At 33.2% G+C, this 19,064-nt stretch carries 16 protein-coding genes and 2 tRNA genes; 6 read left to right on the top strand and 12 right to left on the bottom strand.

The window, feature by feature from the left end:
- Positions 1-36 precede the first annotated feature (36 nt).
- From HUE87_RS03830 to HUE87_RS03805, 6 genes are read right to left on the bottom strand one after another with little or no spacing between them, the layout of a single operon-like run.
- Positions 37-1,452 carry a COG3014 family protein gene (locus HUE87_RS03830; RefSeq protein ID WP_194367416.1) on the bottom strand — a complete coding sequence of 472 codons (1,416 nt, stop codon included), beginning with the start codon at positions 1,450-1,452 and terminating at the stop codon, positions 37-39.
- A gap of 24 nt (positions 1,453-1,476) precedes the next feature.
- Positions 1,477-2,352 (bottom strand): LPP20 family lipoprotein, encoded by an 876-nt coding sequence (locus HUE87_RS03825; RefSeq protein WP_194367415.1) that lies wholly within the window; start codon positions 2,350-2,352, stop codon positions 1,477-1,479.
- A 27-nt stretch (positions 2,353-2,379) separates the two neighbouring features.
- On the bottom strand, positions 2,380-3,390 hold the full coding sequence (locus tag HUE87_RS03820) for a hypothetical protein (RefSeq protein WP_194367414.1): 1,011 nt from the start codon (positions 3,388-3,390) through the stop codon (positions 2,380-2,382).
- Positions 3,391-3,441: 51 nt separating this feature from the next.
- Positions 3,442-4,545 carry a BatD family protein gene (locus HUE87_RS03815; RefSeq protein ID WP_194367413.1) on the bottom strand — a complete coding sequence of 368 codons (1,104 nt, stop codon included), beginning with the start codon at positions 4,543-4,545 and terminating at the stop codon, positions 3,442-3,444.
- Positions 4,526-5,950: a VWA domain-containing protein gene (locus HUE87_RS03810; RefSeq protein ID WP_194367412.1), complete on the bottom strand. Its 1,425-nt coding sequence runs from the start codon at positions 5,948-5,950 to the stop codon at positions 4,526-4,528. Before HUE87_RS03810 ends, HUE87_RS03815 begins: the two co-directional genes overlap by 20 nt.
- Entirely contained in the window at positions 5,947-6,786 is an 840-nt protein-coding gene (locus HUE87_RS03805) for a VWA domain-containing protein (protein ID WP_194367411.1), read from the bottom strand. Before HUE87_RS03805 ends, HUE87_RS03810 begins: the two co-directional genes overlap by 4 nt.
- Positions 6,787-7,023: 237 nt before the next feature.
- Between HUE87_RS03805 and HUE87_RS03800 the strand changes: the two genes are divergently transcribed.
- Together HUE87_RS03800 and HUE87_RS03795 are read left to right on the top strand one after the other, a co-directional pair.
- A tRNA-Lys gene (locus HUE87_RS03800) sits at positions 7,024-7,099 on the top strand.
- A 15-nt stretch (positions 7,100-7,114) separates the two neighbouring features.
- Positions 7,115-7,189 (top strand) — tRNA-Glu (locus HUE87_RS03795).
- Positions 7,190-7,594: 405 nt separating this feature from the next.
- Here HUE87_RS03795 and HUE87_RS03790 read toward each other — a convergent pair.
- The 6 genes from HUE87_RS03790 to HUE87_RS03765 form a co-directional block, all read right to left on the bottom strand.
- Positions 7,595-8,566 carry a CobW family GTP-binding protein gene (locus HUE87_RS03790; protein ID WP_194367410.1) on the bottom strand — a complete coding sequence of 324 codons (972 nt, stop codon included), beginning with the start codon at positions 8,564-8,566 and terminating at the stop codon, positions 7,595-7,597.
- A 113-nt stretch (positions 8,567-8,679) separates the two neighbouring features.
- On the bottom strand, positions 8,680-9,384 hold the full coding sequence (locus HUE87_RS03785; RefSeq protein WP_194367409.1) for a 2-oxoacid:ferredoxin oxidoreductase subunit gamma family protein: 705 nt from the start codon (positions 9,382-9,384) through the stop codon (positions 8,680-8,682).
- Positions 9,384-10,253, bottom strand: coding sequence for a thiamine pyrophosphate-dependent enzyme (locus tag HUE87_RS03780; RefSeq protein ID WP_194367408.1), 870 nt, complete (start codon positions 10,251-10,253; stop codon positions 9,384-9,386). Before HUE87_RS03780 ends, HUE87_RS03785 begins: the two co-directional genes overlap by 1 nt.
- 1 nt (position 10,254) lies before the next feature.
- Positions 10,255-11,457: a transketolase C-terminal domain-containing protein gene (locus tag HUE87_RS03775; protein WP_194367407.1), complete on the bottom strand. Its 1,203-nt coding sequence runs from the start codon at positions 11,455-11,457 to the stop codon at positions 10,255-10,257.
- A gap of 13 nt (positions 11,458-11,470) precedes the next feature.
- Positions 11,471-12,040 (bottom strand): carbon monoxide dehydrogenase beta subunit family protein, encoded by a 570-nt coding sequence (locus HUE87_RS03770; protein WP_194367406.1) that lies wholly within the window; start codon positions 12,038-12,040, stop codon positions 11,471-11,473.
- A 58-nt stretch (positions 12,041-12,098) separates the two neighbouring features.
- Entirely contained in the window at positions 12,099-12,326 is a 228-nt protein-coding gene (locus HUE87_RS03765; protein ID WP_194367393.1) for a ferredoxin oxidoreductase, read from the bottom strand.
- Positions 12,327-13,162: 836 nt separating this feature from the next.
- On the opposite strand from HUE87_RS03765, the gene HUE87_RS03760 reads away from it, so the two are divergent.
- From HUE87_RS03760 to HUE87_RS03745, 4 genes are all read left to right on the top strand, one after another.
- The gene (locus HUE87_RS03760; protein ID WP_194367405.1) at positions 13,163-13,549 is read left to right on the top strand and encodes a P-II family nitrogen regulator; all 387 of its coding nucleotides are present in this window, start codon (positions 13,163-13,165) and stop codon (positions 13,547-13,549) included.
- 291 nt (positions 13,550-13,840) lie between these two features.
- A complete protein-coding gene (locus tag HUE87_RS03755; RefSeq protein WP_194367404.1) occupies positions 13,841-15,451 on the top strand; it encodes a proton-conducting transporter transmembrane domain-containing protein in 1,611 nt (536 codons plus the stop codon).
- Positions 15,448-16,179, top strand: coding sequence for a hypothetical protein (locus HUE87_RS03750; protein ID WP_194367403.1), 732 nt, complete (start codon positions 15,448-15,450; stop codon positions 16,177-16,179). The genes HUE87_RS03755 and HUE87_RS03750 overlap by 4 nt, the downstream gene beginning before the upstream one ends.
- On the top strand, positions 16,176-19,049 hold the full coding sequence (locus tag HUE87_RS03745; RefSeq protein ID WP_194367402.1) for a putative inorganic carbon transporter subunit DabA: 2,874 nt from the start codon (positions 16,176-16,178) through the stop codon (positions 19,047-19,049). Before HUE87_RS03750 ends, HUE87_RS03745 begins: the two co-directional genes overlap by 4 nt.
- Positions 19,050-19,064 lie beyond the last annotated feature (15 nt).

Here is a 19,064-nt window from a genome sequence, read left to right as displayed (position 1 = left end):
AAATTAGTTATTAAATCAAAACACGGTCTATTAACTTTAATAAAAGTTAATAATACTAACGCTTGGTATTGAAATTACTGTTGGGATTTTAACATAAATAACAGCATATTTAGCATTTGTGTCAAGATTGACATCTAAATTTTTCACTCCCGCTTTAAGGAGTAGTTTACCGTCCAGAGGCATTTTTACTCTTGCAATTTGGAAATTTTTTGGCAAAGAATTCCAAACTCTAGTATCAGCATGTGTTGTTAAGGACTGGAAAATACCAGCTGCCATACCAAGAACCGCTCCACCTTTCTCATTTGCTCTATACTGTGCATATGTTTTTAATATTGCTGAGAATACAGCCCGTGTTAAAATATCGTTATACGAGTAGTTAAACTCAGTTAATACAACTCTGTCCATATCAGCCACCAATGATGTCTCTTGCTCTTTTTCCCCTTGAGAAAAAACAGTTATACTTGATGTTGCCTGCTCTCTTGTATGCATTTTTGGCAAAGCTATCCCTGCATATACTAATCTAGGAGAGAAGAGAAACATTGGTATATTTATTCTATACTCAGACTTGACAGCTCCTAAACCGTTTTCATATATAATCCATACATACTTTTCACTAATGGGCTTGCCCGAGAGTGCATCTTCTACCATCTCAAAATCAGCTTTTACGGTTTTATTTTTTGGCACCATCCCATGCACCTCTTTTAAAAGTGATGATGATTTTGAGTAGTCACCCTCTATTGCAAAAAACAGACCTGCTAAATAGGTTGTAAATGGATTCACAAAATCAGGATAAGCCTGAAACTGCTCCAAAGATGAGTAGTTTCTTTGTGCTATGCTTTTAATTGTTGGATTAGAGAGTGTTTTATCAAATCCAGCACTTCTTTTCTCTCTCCTTTTTTCTGCGATTGCATCTTTTTGCTTACCTATCAACTCTGCATATGTCTCTTTTGCACGTCTTTGACGGTCAATAGCGCGATTTAGTTCAACTCTAGCTTGCGCATGCTTTCCTAGTGCCATATAATCTAGTGACTTATATGTGTTCACCATAATCGCTTCACTTATTGTTGCGTGATAATCTATTGCCGCATCATTAAGCATCAACTGTGACATGTAGTCTGCCACACTTCCCCCAATCGTCTCTTCGTGGTGAAATTTTATAATATCTTCTGATTCATCAAGCATCTTAATGCTGTTAATATAATCTTTTGCATAAAAATATGAGTTTCCTGCTTTTAGAGTTGAGAGTAAGTTTGCCTCATCTAATGAAGCTCTTTTATCTTTACTCTCATATGCTAGGGTTGCCGCTTCTGCATAACGACCTGCAATATACATTTTGTCCTGCTGCGAGGAGTTGCTTAAATCAACACCTATAGAGTTTGCAAGATTAGATACACATCCCCCAAATAACAGAGGCAAGAGAGTAGCAAAAAGTAAATGTTTTAATAATTTCATTTATATACTTTGTATTTTATTTTTTTAATTATTAACAATCCAAACATACAGCTCACAACTCTGCGGATCAAGCCATATGTCTTTTACAGTCGTTGGTTGTGATCTATTTGCACTTCTTACAATTGACGATGTTTCAAAGATTTCTCCTGATGTATCATTATGTAAGATTTCCAATGCTTCATGTTCTGATGCAATTTGTGTTTTTTTTCGCTTTGAAAGAGCAGATTTTGCCAAGATTACAGCAACTTTTTTTTGCTCTTCATAACTTTTCAAACTCTCTTTTTCAGCAATACCAACACTTCCTTCGTAACCATTTTGATTTGGTCGAAAAAACCAAACCGGTTTGTTTTGGTATAGGTCAGCTTTTGTATCAATTGTTTTTAATATATCCTGAGGATAACATCTGCTTTGCATTAGTTCATCTTTATTAAACACTCTAGTATTTAGCTTTGGAAGAGTTTGAGTAGTTTTTATCGTCTCGACCTTTATACCCAAAAGAGTATTTAGCCTTGGTTTTGAAAGTTCGACCAATACATATAGTCTCCTATCTACATCAAAGTATGCATCAACCTGATAACTCTCATTTAAAAAAACTTCTGAAAAAGCTGTTATCTTATTCTGACTTTTATTAGATATTTCATCTTTATTAACTTTTTCACTGCTCTTGTATATTGAGGTGATGTATGATTTTAGTGTATGTGCTAAGTCACTTTTCGCTTGATTTACAGCTGCAAGACGCTGAGTATAGATACCCTGAAAATTAACTTCGCTTGAGCCGACACCGCGTAAAGTGTCATCACTATCAACCCATTTTGGAAGTTGCTCACTAGGCTTTACATGTACGGAAGGAGTACACCCCACAAAAATATAGATTAAAATTAATAAAAAAACTTTATACATGTAACTCCTAAATTATTAAAAAAACTGTTATTCTCTATAAAGAGTCCCTCTAGCTACCTCTTTATTTTCTTCATTATATTGCATTAAGAGGAGTTGCGTATTATTTAGCTTCTTTAAATCTATAAAATGTTTGTTAACACATTTGTCTTCACCATAAGTAAGAACCTCTTTAAATTTCACTATATTTGCAGTTTTGCTTTGTATAATAAGTTCACCGCCGCAATTTAAGGAGTTGTAGTCAATTGTTCCGATACCTGTCTCTGTTATTTCAATCATAACATCTCCGCTTCCGCCGTTTGAACGCATTATAAATCCACTCCAAACTCCATAAAAACCGCGTTTTACTTTTTGTATACGCTCTACAGAACTATATAAAATATTCTTAGTTCTATCTACTATATCTTCTCTACCCTTGTCTAAATCAGCATTTCTCAAAAATGAAGGAATATACTCTACTCTTCCAGACATTGTATAGGTTGCAGACTCTTCATCATAACTAGCTTTTGTAATCTCAACCGAGAGGACTAGTTTACGTGCCTCATCCACTGATGCACTAACAATTGAAGGTTTTTTGGATGATATTGCCTCGACAATAAATGCACCCTCAGCCGCGATTTTAAGATCTCTTGCTGGGATGTCGGGATTAGAGTATGTAAAATCATCTATTTTAATAAACTGGGGAGTCATATCTTGAATCTCCTCATCTGTAGCGTATGCCTCTATGGTTACCTGCAAGTCACCAAAATTTTCACCGTTTTGAAACTTCGGCTCGCCTTTTATATGGACTACTCCGCCAGATTTTTCACGAACAACATCATCCAGGATTTTCCCATTCACCATTACAGTCTCAGAGAGTAAAAATTCCCCGAAAATCTCTTTTGCAGCTGAGAGTTTTGCTTTTTGCACAGCTATCTTTTTAAGCTCAGAGAGTGTTTTATTCGGATATAGCATCTGGTTTACAGTTATTGTTTTTATAACCGTTTTATCAGCAAAAGATTGTGTCAGCAGCAGAGTAATTATAATTAAAAATATTTTCATTTTCTTCACTTTATTAAAATTTAAATCATTTTAGTTCAATTGCATTTAATACTATATTAAACCAATTTCTTTTTTGATTTTATTTATGTTAGTAGCCTTTTTAGTTTCTATGTCCAATATCAGTTTTTCATATTTTTTTCTATCTTTTAAAGCCAAAACAACTGAAAGCTCCCCAAGGGAATCTATATTTTTTATTTTCTCTTTAAACTCCTCATCTTCTAGCATCTGTTTTTTTGGCTTTTTCAACTTAATTTTTGAAATCAAAAAACCTAAGACAAAAGCAAAAATATAGTAGAAATATTCATAGTTGATTTTAAAATCTTCATCAATCTTATCTAAAAGCTCTTCTCTCTTAAAACCTTTTTCAACCTCAACCTTAATAGCATCAACAACTAAAACATCCTCTTTTTTTAGCTTCAAATTAACATAGTTTATATTCAACGCCGGAATTACAAACTCTTCATTCCCAACAAACGCAAATTTTTGGCTCCACACTCCGATGTAACCATCTTTTGTAAGTTTGATATCTCTTATAACTTTACCAGCAAATACTTTTACTTTATCTATCTTAAACTCAATTGGTTTAATCTCATCTAAGTTACCCTCTCCCTTGATGATTATCTCCATATGGTATGGCTCATATGCTTTTACATGTAGAGTATCTTTTTTTAGTTCAATTGCAAGGCTTCCAACTAGAGCTATATCTGTTTGTACTACTTCTACATGTAAGTTTTTTTGTTTTATTTTTATTTTGGTAAACTCTTCATAAGAAGCATTGTCACGGCCTAAAACAGTATTTTTTATAGAGTCTTCATTTGTTTTTTTCATAACAGTGTCAAAGGCAAAGTTAACATCTACAGATTTTTTTATAAAAGCAACAAATTCATAACTATTTACTTTTTTATTATTTATTAGTTTTTCACTCTTTGTTAAAAGTTTTATGGTGTAATTTTCATATTCCCCATCAGGATTAAACTCAATACTATAAAGTTCAGCAGCATCACTGAATCTACATGTATAACTAAGATGTATCGCTTCATTTACATAGGCTTTACTTTTATTTGCTGTTGCACTCCACTCATAAGTTGAAGCAAAAAGCTCTACATGTAGAAATATTAACAGTGTTAAAAGAACCCTACCAAGGCTGATTTTCATTTACTACCCTTTTATTAATTAGCTCATACTGCTTTGAGCTTAGTTTTGCCTTGCCGCTATTTAAGTCAATCTTACTTTTGGACTCACTCTTTTTACCGCCATCGTCATCTCCGCTGCTAGCCGCTGCACTTACTTTCATATTTGAGCCACCACCCTCTTTTTGCTCTTTTGAGCTCTTCTCTTTTTTTGCCAAAGATGATTTCTTATCTGTTTTTTGTTGACCTGTTTTCATCTCTTTTTTTTCACTTACATCTTTTATATAAGCCAAATTTTCATCTGCTTCTTTAGAATACATAAGTGTTAGAGACTTTAGGTATGCCTCTCTTGCTTTTTTAAACTCTTGAAGTCTTATGTATGTGTTGCCCATATTATAATAAACTATTGATTTAAACTCTACATGTGGGGATTTTACACCATCATAACCATCTAGTGCTTTTTCATACTTTCCGTTTTTATAAAACTCATTTGCTTCACTAAAGAGCTTTGTGTACCTATCTGCATGTAGATTAACTCCAACTAGAAGCAAAACTACCAAAACATACTTCTTAAGAGTTGTCACACTTACTAAAAATGTAAGAATTGCCAAAAATACAAAGTAATAAAACAGCTCTAAATTTTTAATTATTGTTGTTTCACTCTCTTTATCTTTCTCTTTTTGTGAACCAATAGCTTCAAGGAGTTCACTAAAATCTTTGGTGTAAACTCCACCGGTTGCATCTGAAATCTCTTTAATAGCGCTATTTTCTCTACTTACTACGATATCTCCAAGTTCATCTTTTAAAAGTTCCCCATTTTCAAGTCGCAATGTTGCCCCTATGCCAGAGCCAAGCATAAACACATTAACTCTCATTGAATTCTCTTTTGCATATAAAGCTTCACTCTCATAACCAAACTCATCAGCACCATCTGTTAATAGTACCACATTCATCGTCTTAGAGTTTGACATTTTCCTAGCTAACTTTAGAGCCGGCATAACACTGCTCCCTTTTGTAGAGATGAACTTTTCCTCAAGTGAGTTAAAAAGATGCAGTAGAAGCTCTCTGTCCTGTGTTAAAGGGGATAAAACAATAGCATTTGTGGTAAAACCTAAAACTCCAAAGCGAGTTTTATACTCCGACATAAGCAACTCTTTTAAAATCTCTTTAGCCTTTACAAGTCTTGATGGCTCTATATCTTGTGCATACATAGAAAAAGATAAGTCTACTGCGACTACAACATCACTAAGCACCTGCTTTGACTTAATAGGTTCCTGCTCAATAACTGGCCTAGAGAGAGCTAAAACTATTAAAACAAAAGTTAAAATATATCCGAATGCAGTAATACTAATGTTTCTGAAATCTTTTTTTATAAACAAAGGTAGAATAAGTACCAAAAGCCAAAAATATTCAGGAGATAAAAAACTCATTTTTCAATCTCTCTAAACAACAAGAAGAGCAAAAGAGGAAGAGTAAAAAACAAAACTATCCAGTAGTAGTAATCTTTTAGCACATACTCTCTGCTTTTAATTTTTGATGACTCTAATATGTCAATCTGCTCATATACACTCTGTAGCTCTTTTGCTGAGACAGCAGTGTAAAACTTACCTCCGCTCTCATCTGCAATTTTTTCTAAAAGCTTCTCGTCAGATTCACCCTTGTTGCCAAGGCCAATTGTATAGATTTTAATATTTTGCGCTTTTGCAAGCTCCATTGCTTCTTTTGGAGAAATGTCTCCGCTATTATGTTCGCCGTCAGTTAAAAGTATTATCACCTTTGTTTTAGCAGTTGAGTGCTTAAATGCTCTCACACTCATAGCCACTGCTTCACCAATAGCAGTATTTTGCCCTGCCATCCCTTGAGAGAGATAGCTAAGCATATCACTTACAATCTCTTTTTCGTAGGTTATAGGAGAAGCTATAAAAGCGAAGTCACCATACAAGACAACTCCAATATTATCGCTAACTCTTTTATGAATAAATTCTTTCGCTATTATTTTTGTAATCTCAAATCTAGATAGCCGTTCACCTCCACCAAGTTCATTCTCAAAATCAAATCCTGATGAGTTCATCGAACCACTGGCATCTATACACAAAACTATATCTTTACCGTGTCTGTTGAGTGGGTTAAATTTATCTATCACTATAGGAGAAGCCAGAGCAATACAAAGCAGTATAAAAATAATGACCTTGAGAATCCACTCTAGCTTTAAAAAACTTCTTTTTGAAGACAAAAATTGCAAATGTACAAAGAATCTTGGTTTCATATACTCTTTACATCTATATAGACAGTATATGAGAGGGAGTAACAATAGTATCAGATATGCATATTCAAAACTATAGTAATTCATTGTCAACATTTTAGCCAAAATGTAACAATTTTAAGCGAAACTGTGACGATAAAGAACAAATTTTAAAATATGTGCAAATTCACCACTTTTTTTCTTGACTTAGAAAATATTTTTGCCTATAATTCCCATCCACAAACAATATGTTTGTAACAAGTCTTGTTAGCTCAGCTGGTAGAGCACGTCACTTTTAATGATGTGGCCGATGGTTCGAATCCATCACAGGACACCATTTTTTTTATTTTGTGGCCCCGTCGTCTAGCGGTTAGGATCCATGGTTTTCATCCATGTTACAGGAGTTCAATTCTCCTCGGGGTCACCACTTAATACTTAAACTCCCTATTTTAATTACATTCACAAATTAAATATTTAATACATTACTACTTGTTAGACATTTTTCTAATATACTAGCAGTCATATAACGCCAATTAATTTGAATTGATGTCAAGACATGACTTCTATTGTTTATTCACAAGGATATAGGGTTAAAGAGCCCTAGGAGGGTAATAACTTACTTGAATTGGCGTTATAATACGAAGGTATTATAAATTATACATGTAAGGATGATAAATTAATCCAAATATCAGAAGTCAAGAGTAGGCTTAAGCTCCTCTTTATTTAGCACTTCGTAATATAAGTATGGATTGCTGTTGTCTATAGACTCTTGAATGTAGGTTAACACCCACCTATAAGAAATATGTTACACATGAATTAGAAATTTGTAGGACTACTTGTTTACTTTAAATTGAGGCACATTTAAAAAATCAAACTTTTTATTCAACAGATTAACATCATTGTCTATTGCTTCTCCAATAAATATCAAGATTGATTGTTCGTTATAATCTTCCAACTCTTCATATGAGATATTACCAAATGAATAATTAATTACAATAGGGTTTGGAACATCTTTTGTTCTTACGACACCTTTCACTCTATATATGCTTTTTGGAAGAGAATTCAACACTTCATCTATATCTTTAAAATCTATATTTTCTTTTAGATAAGCTACTTTTTGAGTTATTGAATCTCTTGTGGTGTGATCAAGATGTTTATAATCTTTTGCCAATCCAATAATTTCATCAACTTTGTACACACCTTCAAAAACTTCTTTGTTGACAATGCCTTGTTGTGCATAGTCAATTACATATCTATCAAATATAGTTTTACCAGTAAGATTATTTCTAATATTGTATTCTTTTTTGATTTCAATGAGATCTTTCTTTACAGTTTCTAATTCATCATCTGTCACTAAATCAGTCTTATTTAACACAATTATATTTGAGCCACCAATTTGATATTTGGCAGTTGAGTTATCTATGTACGAAGCTATGTTTTTAGAATCAACAACACAAATTACACCTTCAACAGCAATACCAAGGCTTTGTAAAGATAAAAAGATAGGAAAAGGCTCAGATGCACCTGAGGTCTCTACGAATATTATCTCAGGGTTATATTTATTCATAATCTCGATAACACCACTTTCAAACTCTTCAGCTAATTGACAACAGATACACCCTTCTGATATTTCAAGTACTTCACTGTATACATTGCTTAGTATATTGCCATCTACGCCAATATCTCCAAACTCATTTACCACAATAGCGACTTTTTTATCACTAAAATATTTTTTGACCGTATTAATAAGCATGGTGGTTTTACCAACACCTAAAAATCCCGTAATAACAAATGATTGTATCATGCTTATACCTTAAAAGTTTGATTTTAATTGAGTAGAGTTACATTTGAAAATGCGTAAAGTATCTTATGTAGTGTTACAGTAACAACTGTGCAAAAGCACAGTTGTTATATTATCTAGTGTTTTTTTGGAGCTTCCAACATTTGTTCAAAACCAACTTCTTTACACCATTCAGCAGTCAAGTCAAATGCTGCTGATGCAGTATCAAGATTTTTCTGGATAAGATCCATCTTCTTTTTAAACTTTTTCTCAATCGCTGAGTCAAGTGTAGCTGTACCACCCGAAGCTGTATATTTTTTAAGGAATCTATCTTTGATACCTTCTTCAATAGCAGATTTACTAACAGTTCCTAACGCTCCAAACAGTGCACCTAACATTGCCATATTAGTAGCAAGTTCAGTTCCTGCTTGCTCAATAGCAAACTTAGTGAAGTCTCTAGTAAGAACTTTTACATTCAAGTCATCTAATATTTTTTTATCTGTGTCAGTCAAAAGATCTGTATCACTGTTGATAATAACCAGTCCATTTTCTTTAATACCAGCATAAAAAGGCATTGTGTATGATTTACCCATAGTAATAACTTGTGGGTGATAAATCATTACAATATCTGGATAGATAACTTCACCTCTGTCGTAAATAGGCACCGTACCAATTCTTGCATAACTCTCAGATGGAGCCATTCTTTTTTCAGCACCAAAAAACGGATTAGATACCGCATAGTAACCGTCTGTATCCGCTGCAGTTGCCGCAATATGCGCAGCAGTAACCGCCCCTTGCCCACCTAAAGCAGGCATTCTTATTTTTATTGAATCTTTTGCCATTATAAACGCCCCTCTTCTTTACATTTTACTAAGAATTCTTCTGCTTCTGGTGAAACATACTTGAACGATGCAAATCTTTCTTTGTCCTGTTCTTTCATTTCCCTAAGTCCTTCATTTGCATTTAATCCAATTTCAAGAATACAAGGCGTGTAAATGTTAAGGAATGTCGGTCCAATTTCTCTAGCAATTAAAATTGCTTCTCTTACTGCTTTAGCAACTGCTTTTGGTGCAGAAGCTGTCATATTTATAGAGTAATGACAGCCAGATGTAACAGCAAGTTCCCACATTTTTACTTTTTCAAACTTTTTACCAGTTGGTGCCATTTTAAAGACTTGACCTTTTGGAGTTGCACCAGACTCTTGTCCACCTGTATTTGCATACACTTCGTTATCAAAACAGATAGTCGTTATGTTTTCTTGTCTAAAAAATGATTGAAGTGTATAGTCAAGACCGATATCAACAGTAGCACCATCACCTGCTAGAACAACAACATCTTTTTCAGTATCTGGAAATCTCCAATCTAATACTCTTTTGATACCAGTTGCAACTGCATTTTGGTTACCAAAAAGTGAATGCACAGTATGAAGTGCGATATGTGGGAACATTAAAGATGTACAACCTGTTGAGTTAACAATAATAGTCTCTTCAGGTTTAGGTAGTGCTGATAGCACATATCTTAATGCAGCAGCTTCTGGACAACCAGCACATAAAGAGTGCTCTTCAAGTAACTCCTTTGTTTCTGGAAGCTCCTTAATACCACGTGGTTTGACCGCATTTTCAGCCCATGTAGCCTTTTCCTCAAGATCAAGGATCTCTTGAGGCATAATGTCTCTAAATTCTGGATTGATTTTATATATATCTATTGCCATGTTATGCTCCTTTTCCAGGGTTAATTTTTTCCATAACTTCTTGAATGATTGCTTCAGCAGGCATACTCATACCACCAGCAACTCTTGGTCCGCCGACAACATCAGCGTCAGACTTTTTATAAAGTGCAGTTTTTACTTCTTTTTCTAGCCAACCAACAACATTAAATTCAGGTACAAATACATTTTTTACACCTTCTAAAGCTTCAATAAGTTCTTCTGTCGGGAAAGGTCTAATAGTTCTTAGTTTAATAACTTTAGTCTTAATTCCCAGTTTCATTAATTCTCTATGTGCTTCTTTAGCTTGATTAGAAGCAGTACCACAAGTAACAAATGCAATCTCAGCATCTTCTTCACCAGTAACATGTACAAGACCATTAAGGAAATGTTTAGCGTATGGACGTGAACGCTCAACCGCAGATCTAACTTCCCATTGCCAACTAGCATGTGTAGCATAAGAAATATAGTTAGACTTCATTACAAATGGATCTCTTAGGAAACGTCCCGGAGGTGTTTCTGAATCAATCGGAGGTAGTGGAGATTTATATGGCTCATATGGAAAAAGTGCAATATCATCAGCTGGAAGCATTACTGCTTCACGAGTATGAGATACAAAGAATCCATCAACAACTGTAATAATTGGAACATGAACATCAGGTTTTTCAGCTACGATAAATGCTGCAATTGACATATCAAAAAGTTCTTGTACGTTTTCAGCATACCAAATCTGACAACCAGTTTCTAGCATATATGAAACTTCTAAGTTATCCGGCTGAATTGTAAGTGGTGAATTAATACCACGAGCCATAAGGATAAGTTGACATGGAATTCTTGTACCAGACCACTGAGCAAAGTTTTCCATTGCTCTTAGTGTACCTGGACCTGAAGTCGTTGTAATTGTTCTAGCACCGGCCATCGCACAACCAGCAACTTCAGACATAACACCAAATTCATTCTCACCTCTAAAGTATACACCTACATAACCTTCTGCCCATAGTTCACCTATAAGGTGAGCTGCTTCAGATTGTGGCGTAATAGGGTATGATACAGATGCATCAACTGTACATCTTTTAACGGCTTCTTTTAAAACTTCAGAACCAGTCATAAAGTGTTTTTCTCTTGGAGCATCGAAAAGTAAATGGTCTGCTGTAACTAATTTTTGTCCAGACCAATTATGTGTTTTTGTCATATCAGTAATTTTACTCATTATTATCTCCTACCTATTTACCAAGCTCAGCTTTAACTTCTCTAGCTATTTTGATGAATTTCTCAAGCTCTGAAGAATGCTGGTCTCTTAATGTAGCCATTGCATCTTCATGCCCTGACAAACCACAAATCGCGATTGTATAACAGTCTGTTTCTGCTCTTACAATCTTTAAAGCAACATTTGCATAATGACAATGAACACCAATAAAGATTGCTGCTTTAATATTGTTATGCCAAATTGTTAAGTTTGGATGATTTGGATTAATCTCAACTTCAGCATCAATCTTTGGATACTTTGGTCTATAATCGTACATTGGAATCATTTTAGAATTAAGAACTTCTGCCATCTCTTTGATAAGTTTAGCTTTTTTCTTAGCTTCTTCATTGAAACCATATAATACTTGTGGACCAGGGAAAATAGTTGCATTTTCACTTGTCAACATAACTTTTGCAATTTCTCTCATTGCAATTTCTTCATCAACCACCTCGGTTAATAAAAGTGCTTTTCCTTCTGGTGGTGTAATTACACCTTCATATACAGCCGTTGGATACGGTGAATAATACGCTGGGCCTTGATTTGCCATAAGTTCTCCTATGAATTTTTTTTATAGTATAAGTTTTAATTAAATATAATTTATAGACTTACTCTTCTTTACCATGAACCATTTCCATCGAAATACAATCTCGACTAAGCATGTCAGTACACACGTACACACAAAGTGCACAGCCTTTACATCTATCTTCATCTACCCAAGATGTATTCCCATCTTTATTGAACATCAGCGTATTCGCTTCTGGACAATATAGTGTACACATATTACATTTATGCTCAGCACACATGTCTGAATTAACTTTTGCTACATAATACATTTTTTACTCCATATGATGACTTAAACATAGATATTAGTCATGATAAAATTATCATAACTAATAATTAGCAATGTAGCATTAAAAACACTATATGCAAAATAATCTTAAGAAAAGTTATTTATAGTATTCATAACACATTTTTTATTAGCATAACAAATTTTTTATCAGCTACATTTATGTTTTTCAATATGGACTTTACTTGAAAAACCTTTGACTTTTCTTTAACTTAATATATTAAAAATAATTTATAAATAAATTTAATGGCTAAAAGAAAGTGAAGAAATGAAAATTAACGATTTATCTAATATAAACTATGGTACATGATTATCCAAAGCATTTAAATAAGAGTTATTACGATGTAATACCGCAGTAGAAAGCTTTTTTTACTCTTTTATGACCAAATCAGCAATCACAAAATAACGAGGAAACAAGACAGTCAAGCATTTTAAAGTATCAAAGTTATTTATAATTGGCAATGACTTTATTCTAATATTATTTATTTATCATCTGTAACCAGATGAAACTATAGTTACAAAAAGTAACAATCCTTTATGTAATTTTAATGATATATTATAACTATTATCAAGAGAACATATCTTTCATATCAATCATTTCTTCTATCTAAAAGGTATTGCATATTCGACCTACCCTGTATTTGAGGATTGTTACAAAAATTAGTTTTCCAATTATTAGGAGTGTTTCCATAACCTAAATTTTAACTTAATCAGTAAATCATACCTCGTATATTTAAGTTAACTTAACAGTATTAATGATAAAAATTTCCATAACAAAACTATTTTGTAGTCGTTAATAATTTTAAACATAAAGGATTCCAAATGTTTCAGATAAATGCCGTTTTAAATCCATCAGTAATCGATGATGTAGTACAAGGTCTTCACGATGAAAAGATTCATGGTATTACTATTACTAATGTTGTTGGTAAAGGATGCTTCAATAAAGAAAATAAGCTAATTGAAAAAGTATTAATTGTGATTGTAGTAGCAGACACTATTCATAAAGAGAAGGCTATGGAAGCTATTCGTGCTAATGCACAGGATATCGAACATGGTACAGGTAAAATGTGGGTTACCCCAGTACTTGAAGTAGAACGTATACGAACTGGAGAAAAAGACTTAGATGCCTTGTCATTCACTACAAAGAAAGAAGTCTTACATAGTGAGAAAGTTGAAGTTTTCAGTTCCATAGACACACCCTCAAGTTAATCAGACTAGAGTGAGTTTGTATAAAACTTCTTCTATTCAGAGTAGGGGTATCAAGTACAATACTGTTTTTTTGCAATTATAATTACAATTTACCTATAAATTGCAAAAATAAGTGTACATCTAAACATCTCTCTTTGAAAGACGGTTAATACCTGTTACACTACAGGCGAAGAAAGATGTAGTAGTAAGTATATGTGTTAAATTCACTATTTAGTCAGTGTACTGGCTATAATTAATAGCGAATTATACACTTGTTAGATAGGAATTTTTAGTGGACTACAGGAGTTTTTAGTGGAAAAAATCATATTGCTCATTCCAAGCATACCAATTTTTATAGCATTTATTCTATATTTTGTCAGAAAAAAAGAGCTTATTCCAAAAGTCAGCATCATACTCTCAAGTATGATTGCGATACTTGGATTGTATGGAACATATTACGTAATAAGTAATGATGCACCAGTTGTTGGATTTGATGGATTGCTTATTTATAACGAACTCTCAGCTATTTTAGTTCCATATGTTGCAATTTTAGGTTTAGTAATTCGTAAATATGCGACTAAATATATGTGGGATGAAGAGGGTTATAGAAGATTTTTTATTCTTTTAAACTTTATCTTTTCAGCAATCTATTTACTTGTAATGAGTAATAATCTTATTGTACTAGCACTTGCTTGGCAACTTTTGAGTATTAGCCTATACCTTCTTGTATCATTTAATGTAGCTTCAAACACAGCTGTAAAACAAGCTAAATGGATTATGATTATTCATAAAGGTGCTGATTTAGTATTTTTATTTGCCATAATTCTGACCTATCAAATATTTGAAAGTTTTGACCTGGCCATACTGAGTGAAAAATGGTTGGCAATGTCCAAAAACACTGTTGACAATCCAATGATTTTTGTAATTGGACTACTTTTCTTGATAGCTGCTATGATGAAATCTGCCATTATGCCGTTTCATATTTGGTTGCCTTACACGTCTGAAGCCCCCACCCCTGTATCAGCTGTGATGCATGCTGGAGTTGTAAATGTTGGAGGGATTTTACTTAATAAGTTGGCTTATCTGCTGCTGTTGGCACCAGCTGTACTTAATATTGCATTTATAGTTGGCCTTGTCACTGCAATTTTTGCATCTGTCATTATGCTTACAGTCTCTGATATAAAACGTTCACTCGGATACTCAACTGCAGGACAAATGGGATACATGATTATGGAAATTGGTCTTGGTGCATTTTCCCTAGCTATCTATCACCTGATTGTACATGGCATATTTAAAGCTACACTCTTTTTAGAATCAGGTGCTCTTATACGGTTGGCTAGGCACGAATCAAACCTTCCTAAACGTCTTTCTTATGAGCTTTTTTGGGAAGAAAAACTTAAAAGCAAAGGTACTAAAATTTTCAATTACTTGGCATTTTTTACCATCCTCCCAATTATTATTTTTATTGGGATTAAAATGGTTTTAAGTGAAGAATTTTTTGAGTTCAATGCTTCAATTGTTATTTTGGCATTTGGTTGGCTTACTGGTACACAACTCTTCTTGTCATTTTTTAAAGTATCTAAATCTGAAACTATAAAAGTAGTCTTTGCACTTATTAGCTCATTTATTATTATCTTGTTCACGTATGAATTTGTCGGATTGTCACTAGAACACTTTTTATATAAAGATGATGCTCAACTCTTTTACCAAGCAGCAACATTCAACATGACACTTGTGACATCACTTATCATTCTGGCTATTATTATGGTTATTGGGTGGATATTTATATATAATCAACATTTCATCGATATTCCAACAAATAAAAATGAAATAAATAAAATGAAATGGATGTTTTATAGATTTGTAGCAAAAGAGGGATATTTCTTTAGTCTATTCAACATTTTCAAAAAGGATAAAGCATGATATCTGATATCCTATTATTGATATTGGCTGCAGGGGTACCCTACTACATTATTTTGGAAAGAGTTGCAAAACTTAGTAGTAAGCACATCTTTTTATTAAGTGGTATTTTACTTCTATGTGCTATCATTTTTTCACTATTTGTACCGCATGAACATGCAATTTCACTTGTTGTGGTCTCGCTTATTAGTGCAATATTCTCCATCTACAAAGCAGCGAAAACAACAAATTTTTATAAATTGGGTTACTACTTTATATTTGTAAATGCACCATTTTTTATCCTTTTCAAGGATGAGGGTGCAATGTACAGTTTATCACTTCTAGTGTCATTAATAGGTCTCTATTTGATTGCAAAATTTTATGAAAAAAACTATGGAAGTGCCAATTATCGTCATATTACTGGAATCACACTTGTAACGCCATGTGTGGGCACTTATCTGACTCTTTATTTGATTGCCCTTGCTCTTTATCCACCATTTCCAAATTCAATCTTTTTCCTAAGCTATATCTTCAATAGTGAACCGAATCTACTTTGGTACATCGTAGTAACGACACTCTTTTTTGGTAACTTTTTTATTGCTATGAGAGTTATGAGAAAAACTCTATTTGGCAGACCAAATTCAAACATCCACTATGTTCATATGACTTCAAAAGAAAAAATAATCCATTTTCTTATTGTCATCTCACTTCTGATTCTTAGCATATTAGGATTTAAGGAGACACTATTATGAGTATTATAGAAAAGCTAAATTCCGTAAAGGATATAGTCCCAAACTATTGGCCTATTGGCTCATTTATCCATCATAATCCTCTCAAAGGTTTTGAAGATTTACATTTTAAAGATGCATTGAAGAAGGCTCAAAATATATTTGGAGGCAAGGTTTATATGGATTCATCATATTTCATGGATTTATATTGGCAAGGCAAAATCGACATTTCTACAATTGAGGCCAACATAAAAGATCTTCTTAATAAAAATAATTTAGAGATAGACTTAGAACTTGCAAAGCAACTTCTTATGGAAGTTAGTCCTCAATGGAACCATCTTAGAATTAAATTTTTACATAAAAAAGAGAAAATTGATGATGAGCTATATTTGCACTTGCAAGAAAATTCAATCCTCTATGATGAAAAAGCATGGTTAGATCAATTAATCAAACATATGACACTGTATGAAATCAATGATGCACTTTTTGGCGGTGATGACAAAGAACACATAGAAAAAAATATCATCGAGTTTGTTTCTCGTTTTTTAGATGAAGATCAAACGACACTCAGCATGCCAAATAGAGAACTTGGTATGTTTGAAACATTCAAACTTTATGAAAACTTTGCCTATGAAAGGGATGCTGAAAGCTTTGTAAAGGAGTCCTTAAAACAACTCCATGTCCAAGACATTGAATCTTACTTTTTGACACACCTTCTCAAACTTCATGGTTGGGCCGGATTTATTAAATACCGTTCAGAAGATCCAGATTATATTTCACAGCAACAGTATCCAAGCACATTAATAGATTATATTGCTGTAAGGCTATATCATGAGTTAGAATCTGTAAAAAAAAGCAAGATTAGTAACTTTAAACTTTTTGAAGAATATTCTAATAATAATATTAGTGATGTTATATTGCAACTTCTTATGCATAAAAACATGCTCTTTGGACCAGCCTTGGATGCTTTAGAAGCCAATGAAAAAACTAGTAAAATTCTATCTGGACATATCGCTAATGAGTTGAATTTAGACGCATTACAAATTCAACACTCAAATGAGGTATTACAAAGCAATCTTCCTTTGAAAGAATTAGCTACCATCTTAAAAAAACTAAGAGAAGAAGAAGGGTATATTTGGCTTAAATCACTAGAAGACAGTTACATAAATAATTACGTTGAAAAGTTTACTGAACTTAAGAATGAAGATGAAGAAGAACCAATAGCTTCAGCAACTTTTTGTTTGGACGTTCGTTCTGAAACTATACGTAGATATATAGAAAGTACAGGGGCTTACAAAACATATGGTGCAGGGGGTTTTCTTGGAATTCCTATAGCTTTTGTAGAGTTTGACAAAGCACATGAGCAGTTTTTGGCACCAGCCATTATTAAACCTGGAAATGTTGTTTTTGAAATACCTAAAGAGTCATCAGAAGAATATAAGTCAAAAAAAGGGGTCAATAAAACTACGAAGAAAATTTTAAGTGATCTAAAAAACAACCCGTATACCCCGTTTATAATGGTTGAAGCAATTGGTTGGATATTTGGTATCACTCTTTTTGGTAAAACATTTTTGCCACAAAAAACAAATAGACTATTTTCAAAAATTAAGCCTAAAAAACCAAAAACCACATATACGATGGATAAACTTTCAACTGAAAGAATTGAGATTTATATCAACAAACTTCATACTAAAATAATTTCTAAATACTTAAATAGCAGCTTGGGGAAAGAGTTTTCAAAAGAAGAGACTAATGAAATATGGAGACATCTTATTTTAAATGACTATCTAAGTATTGATATACCAAATAAGATGATTGAAAAACTTAAAGCAGAATATCAGATCACTCCTGAAGATTACGAATACCAAAAGCAGAAGCTTTTAATGGTAGGGTTTACCCTTGAAGAAAAAGTTACATATTTATACAAATATCTAACAATGGTTGGTCAAGTTGATGTATTTCCTAAGTTTGTGACGATTATCGGTCACGGCAGTATATCAGACAATAATCCATTTGAGTCAGCCCTTGATTGTGGCGCATGTGGAGGAAATATAAGTCTACCAAATACAAGAGCGCTATGTATGATAGCAAATACACATGATGTCAGAGAAAAAATGAAAGAAAAAGGGATTCATATCCCAGAAAATACAAAGTTTATCCCTGGTCTTCACATTACAACAACAGATAAAATCGAATTTTTCGATACCGATATCTTGAGTCATGAAGAGATGCAACAATTTTCAAAAATCAAAGATGATTTTAACAAGGCGTCTACACTATCAATAGAAGAAAGGTCACAATCTCTTCCATGCACACATAATGAAAAAGATATGATGATTAAATCTATGGACTGGTCTGAACCAAGACCAGAGTGGGGATTGGCTAAAAATATGGGAGTTTTTGCGGGTCCTAGAAGTTCTACCAAACATCTAGCTTTAAATAATAGGTTTTTTATGCACTCATATGATTGGAAAGTAGATAATGATGATGCTGAAATCCTTACGCGCATTTTCGATGGACCATTAATAGTAGGTGAGTGGATTAATTTAGAACATTATTTCTCCACAGTTGACAATCATGTCTATGGAGCTGGTTCAAAAGTGTATCACAACACAGTTTCAAAAATAGGAGTAATGAATGGTAATTATAGTGATTTAAAAATAGGCCTTCCGATACAATCAGTTTATTTGGAAGGAAAGGCATACCATGAACCAGTCAGACTTCTGACATTTATGGAAGCACCCCTTGAAAAAGTTTTAAAAGCGGTTGAGAATTCAATCGCAAAACCTTTTATTATCAATGAATGGATTAGACCTATTATTATAGATACAGAGGCTAAAAAGGTCTACTCGTACGAATATGGTGAATTCATTGTAATAAAAGAGATAGAATAGTAAATATTAAAGGAT

The organism is Candidatus Sulfurimonas marisnigri, from assembly GCF_015265475.1.
GTDB classification, from domain to species: domain Bacteria; phylum Campylobacterota; class Campylobacteria; order Campylobacterales; family Sulfurimonadaceae; genus Sulfurimonas; species Sulfurimonas marisnigri.
This window is presented reverse-complemented; position numbering and strand designations above follow the sequence as displayed.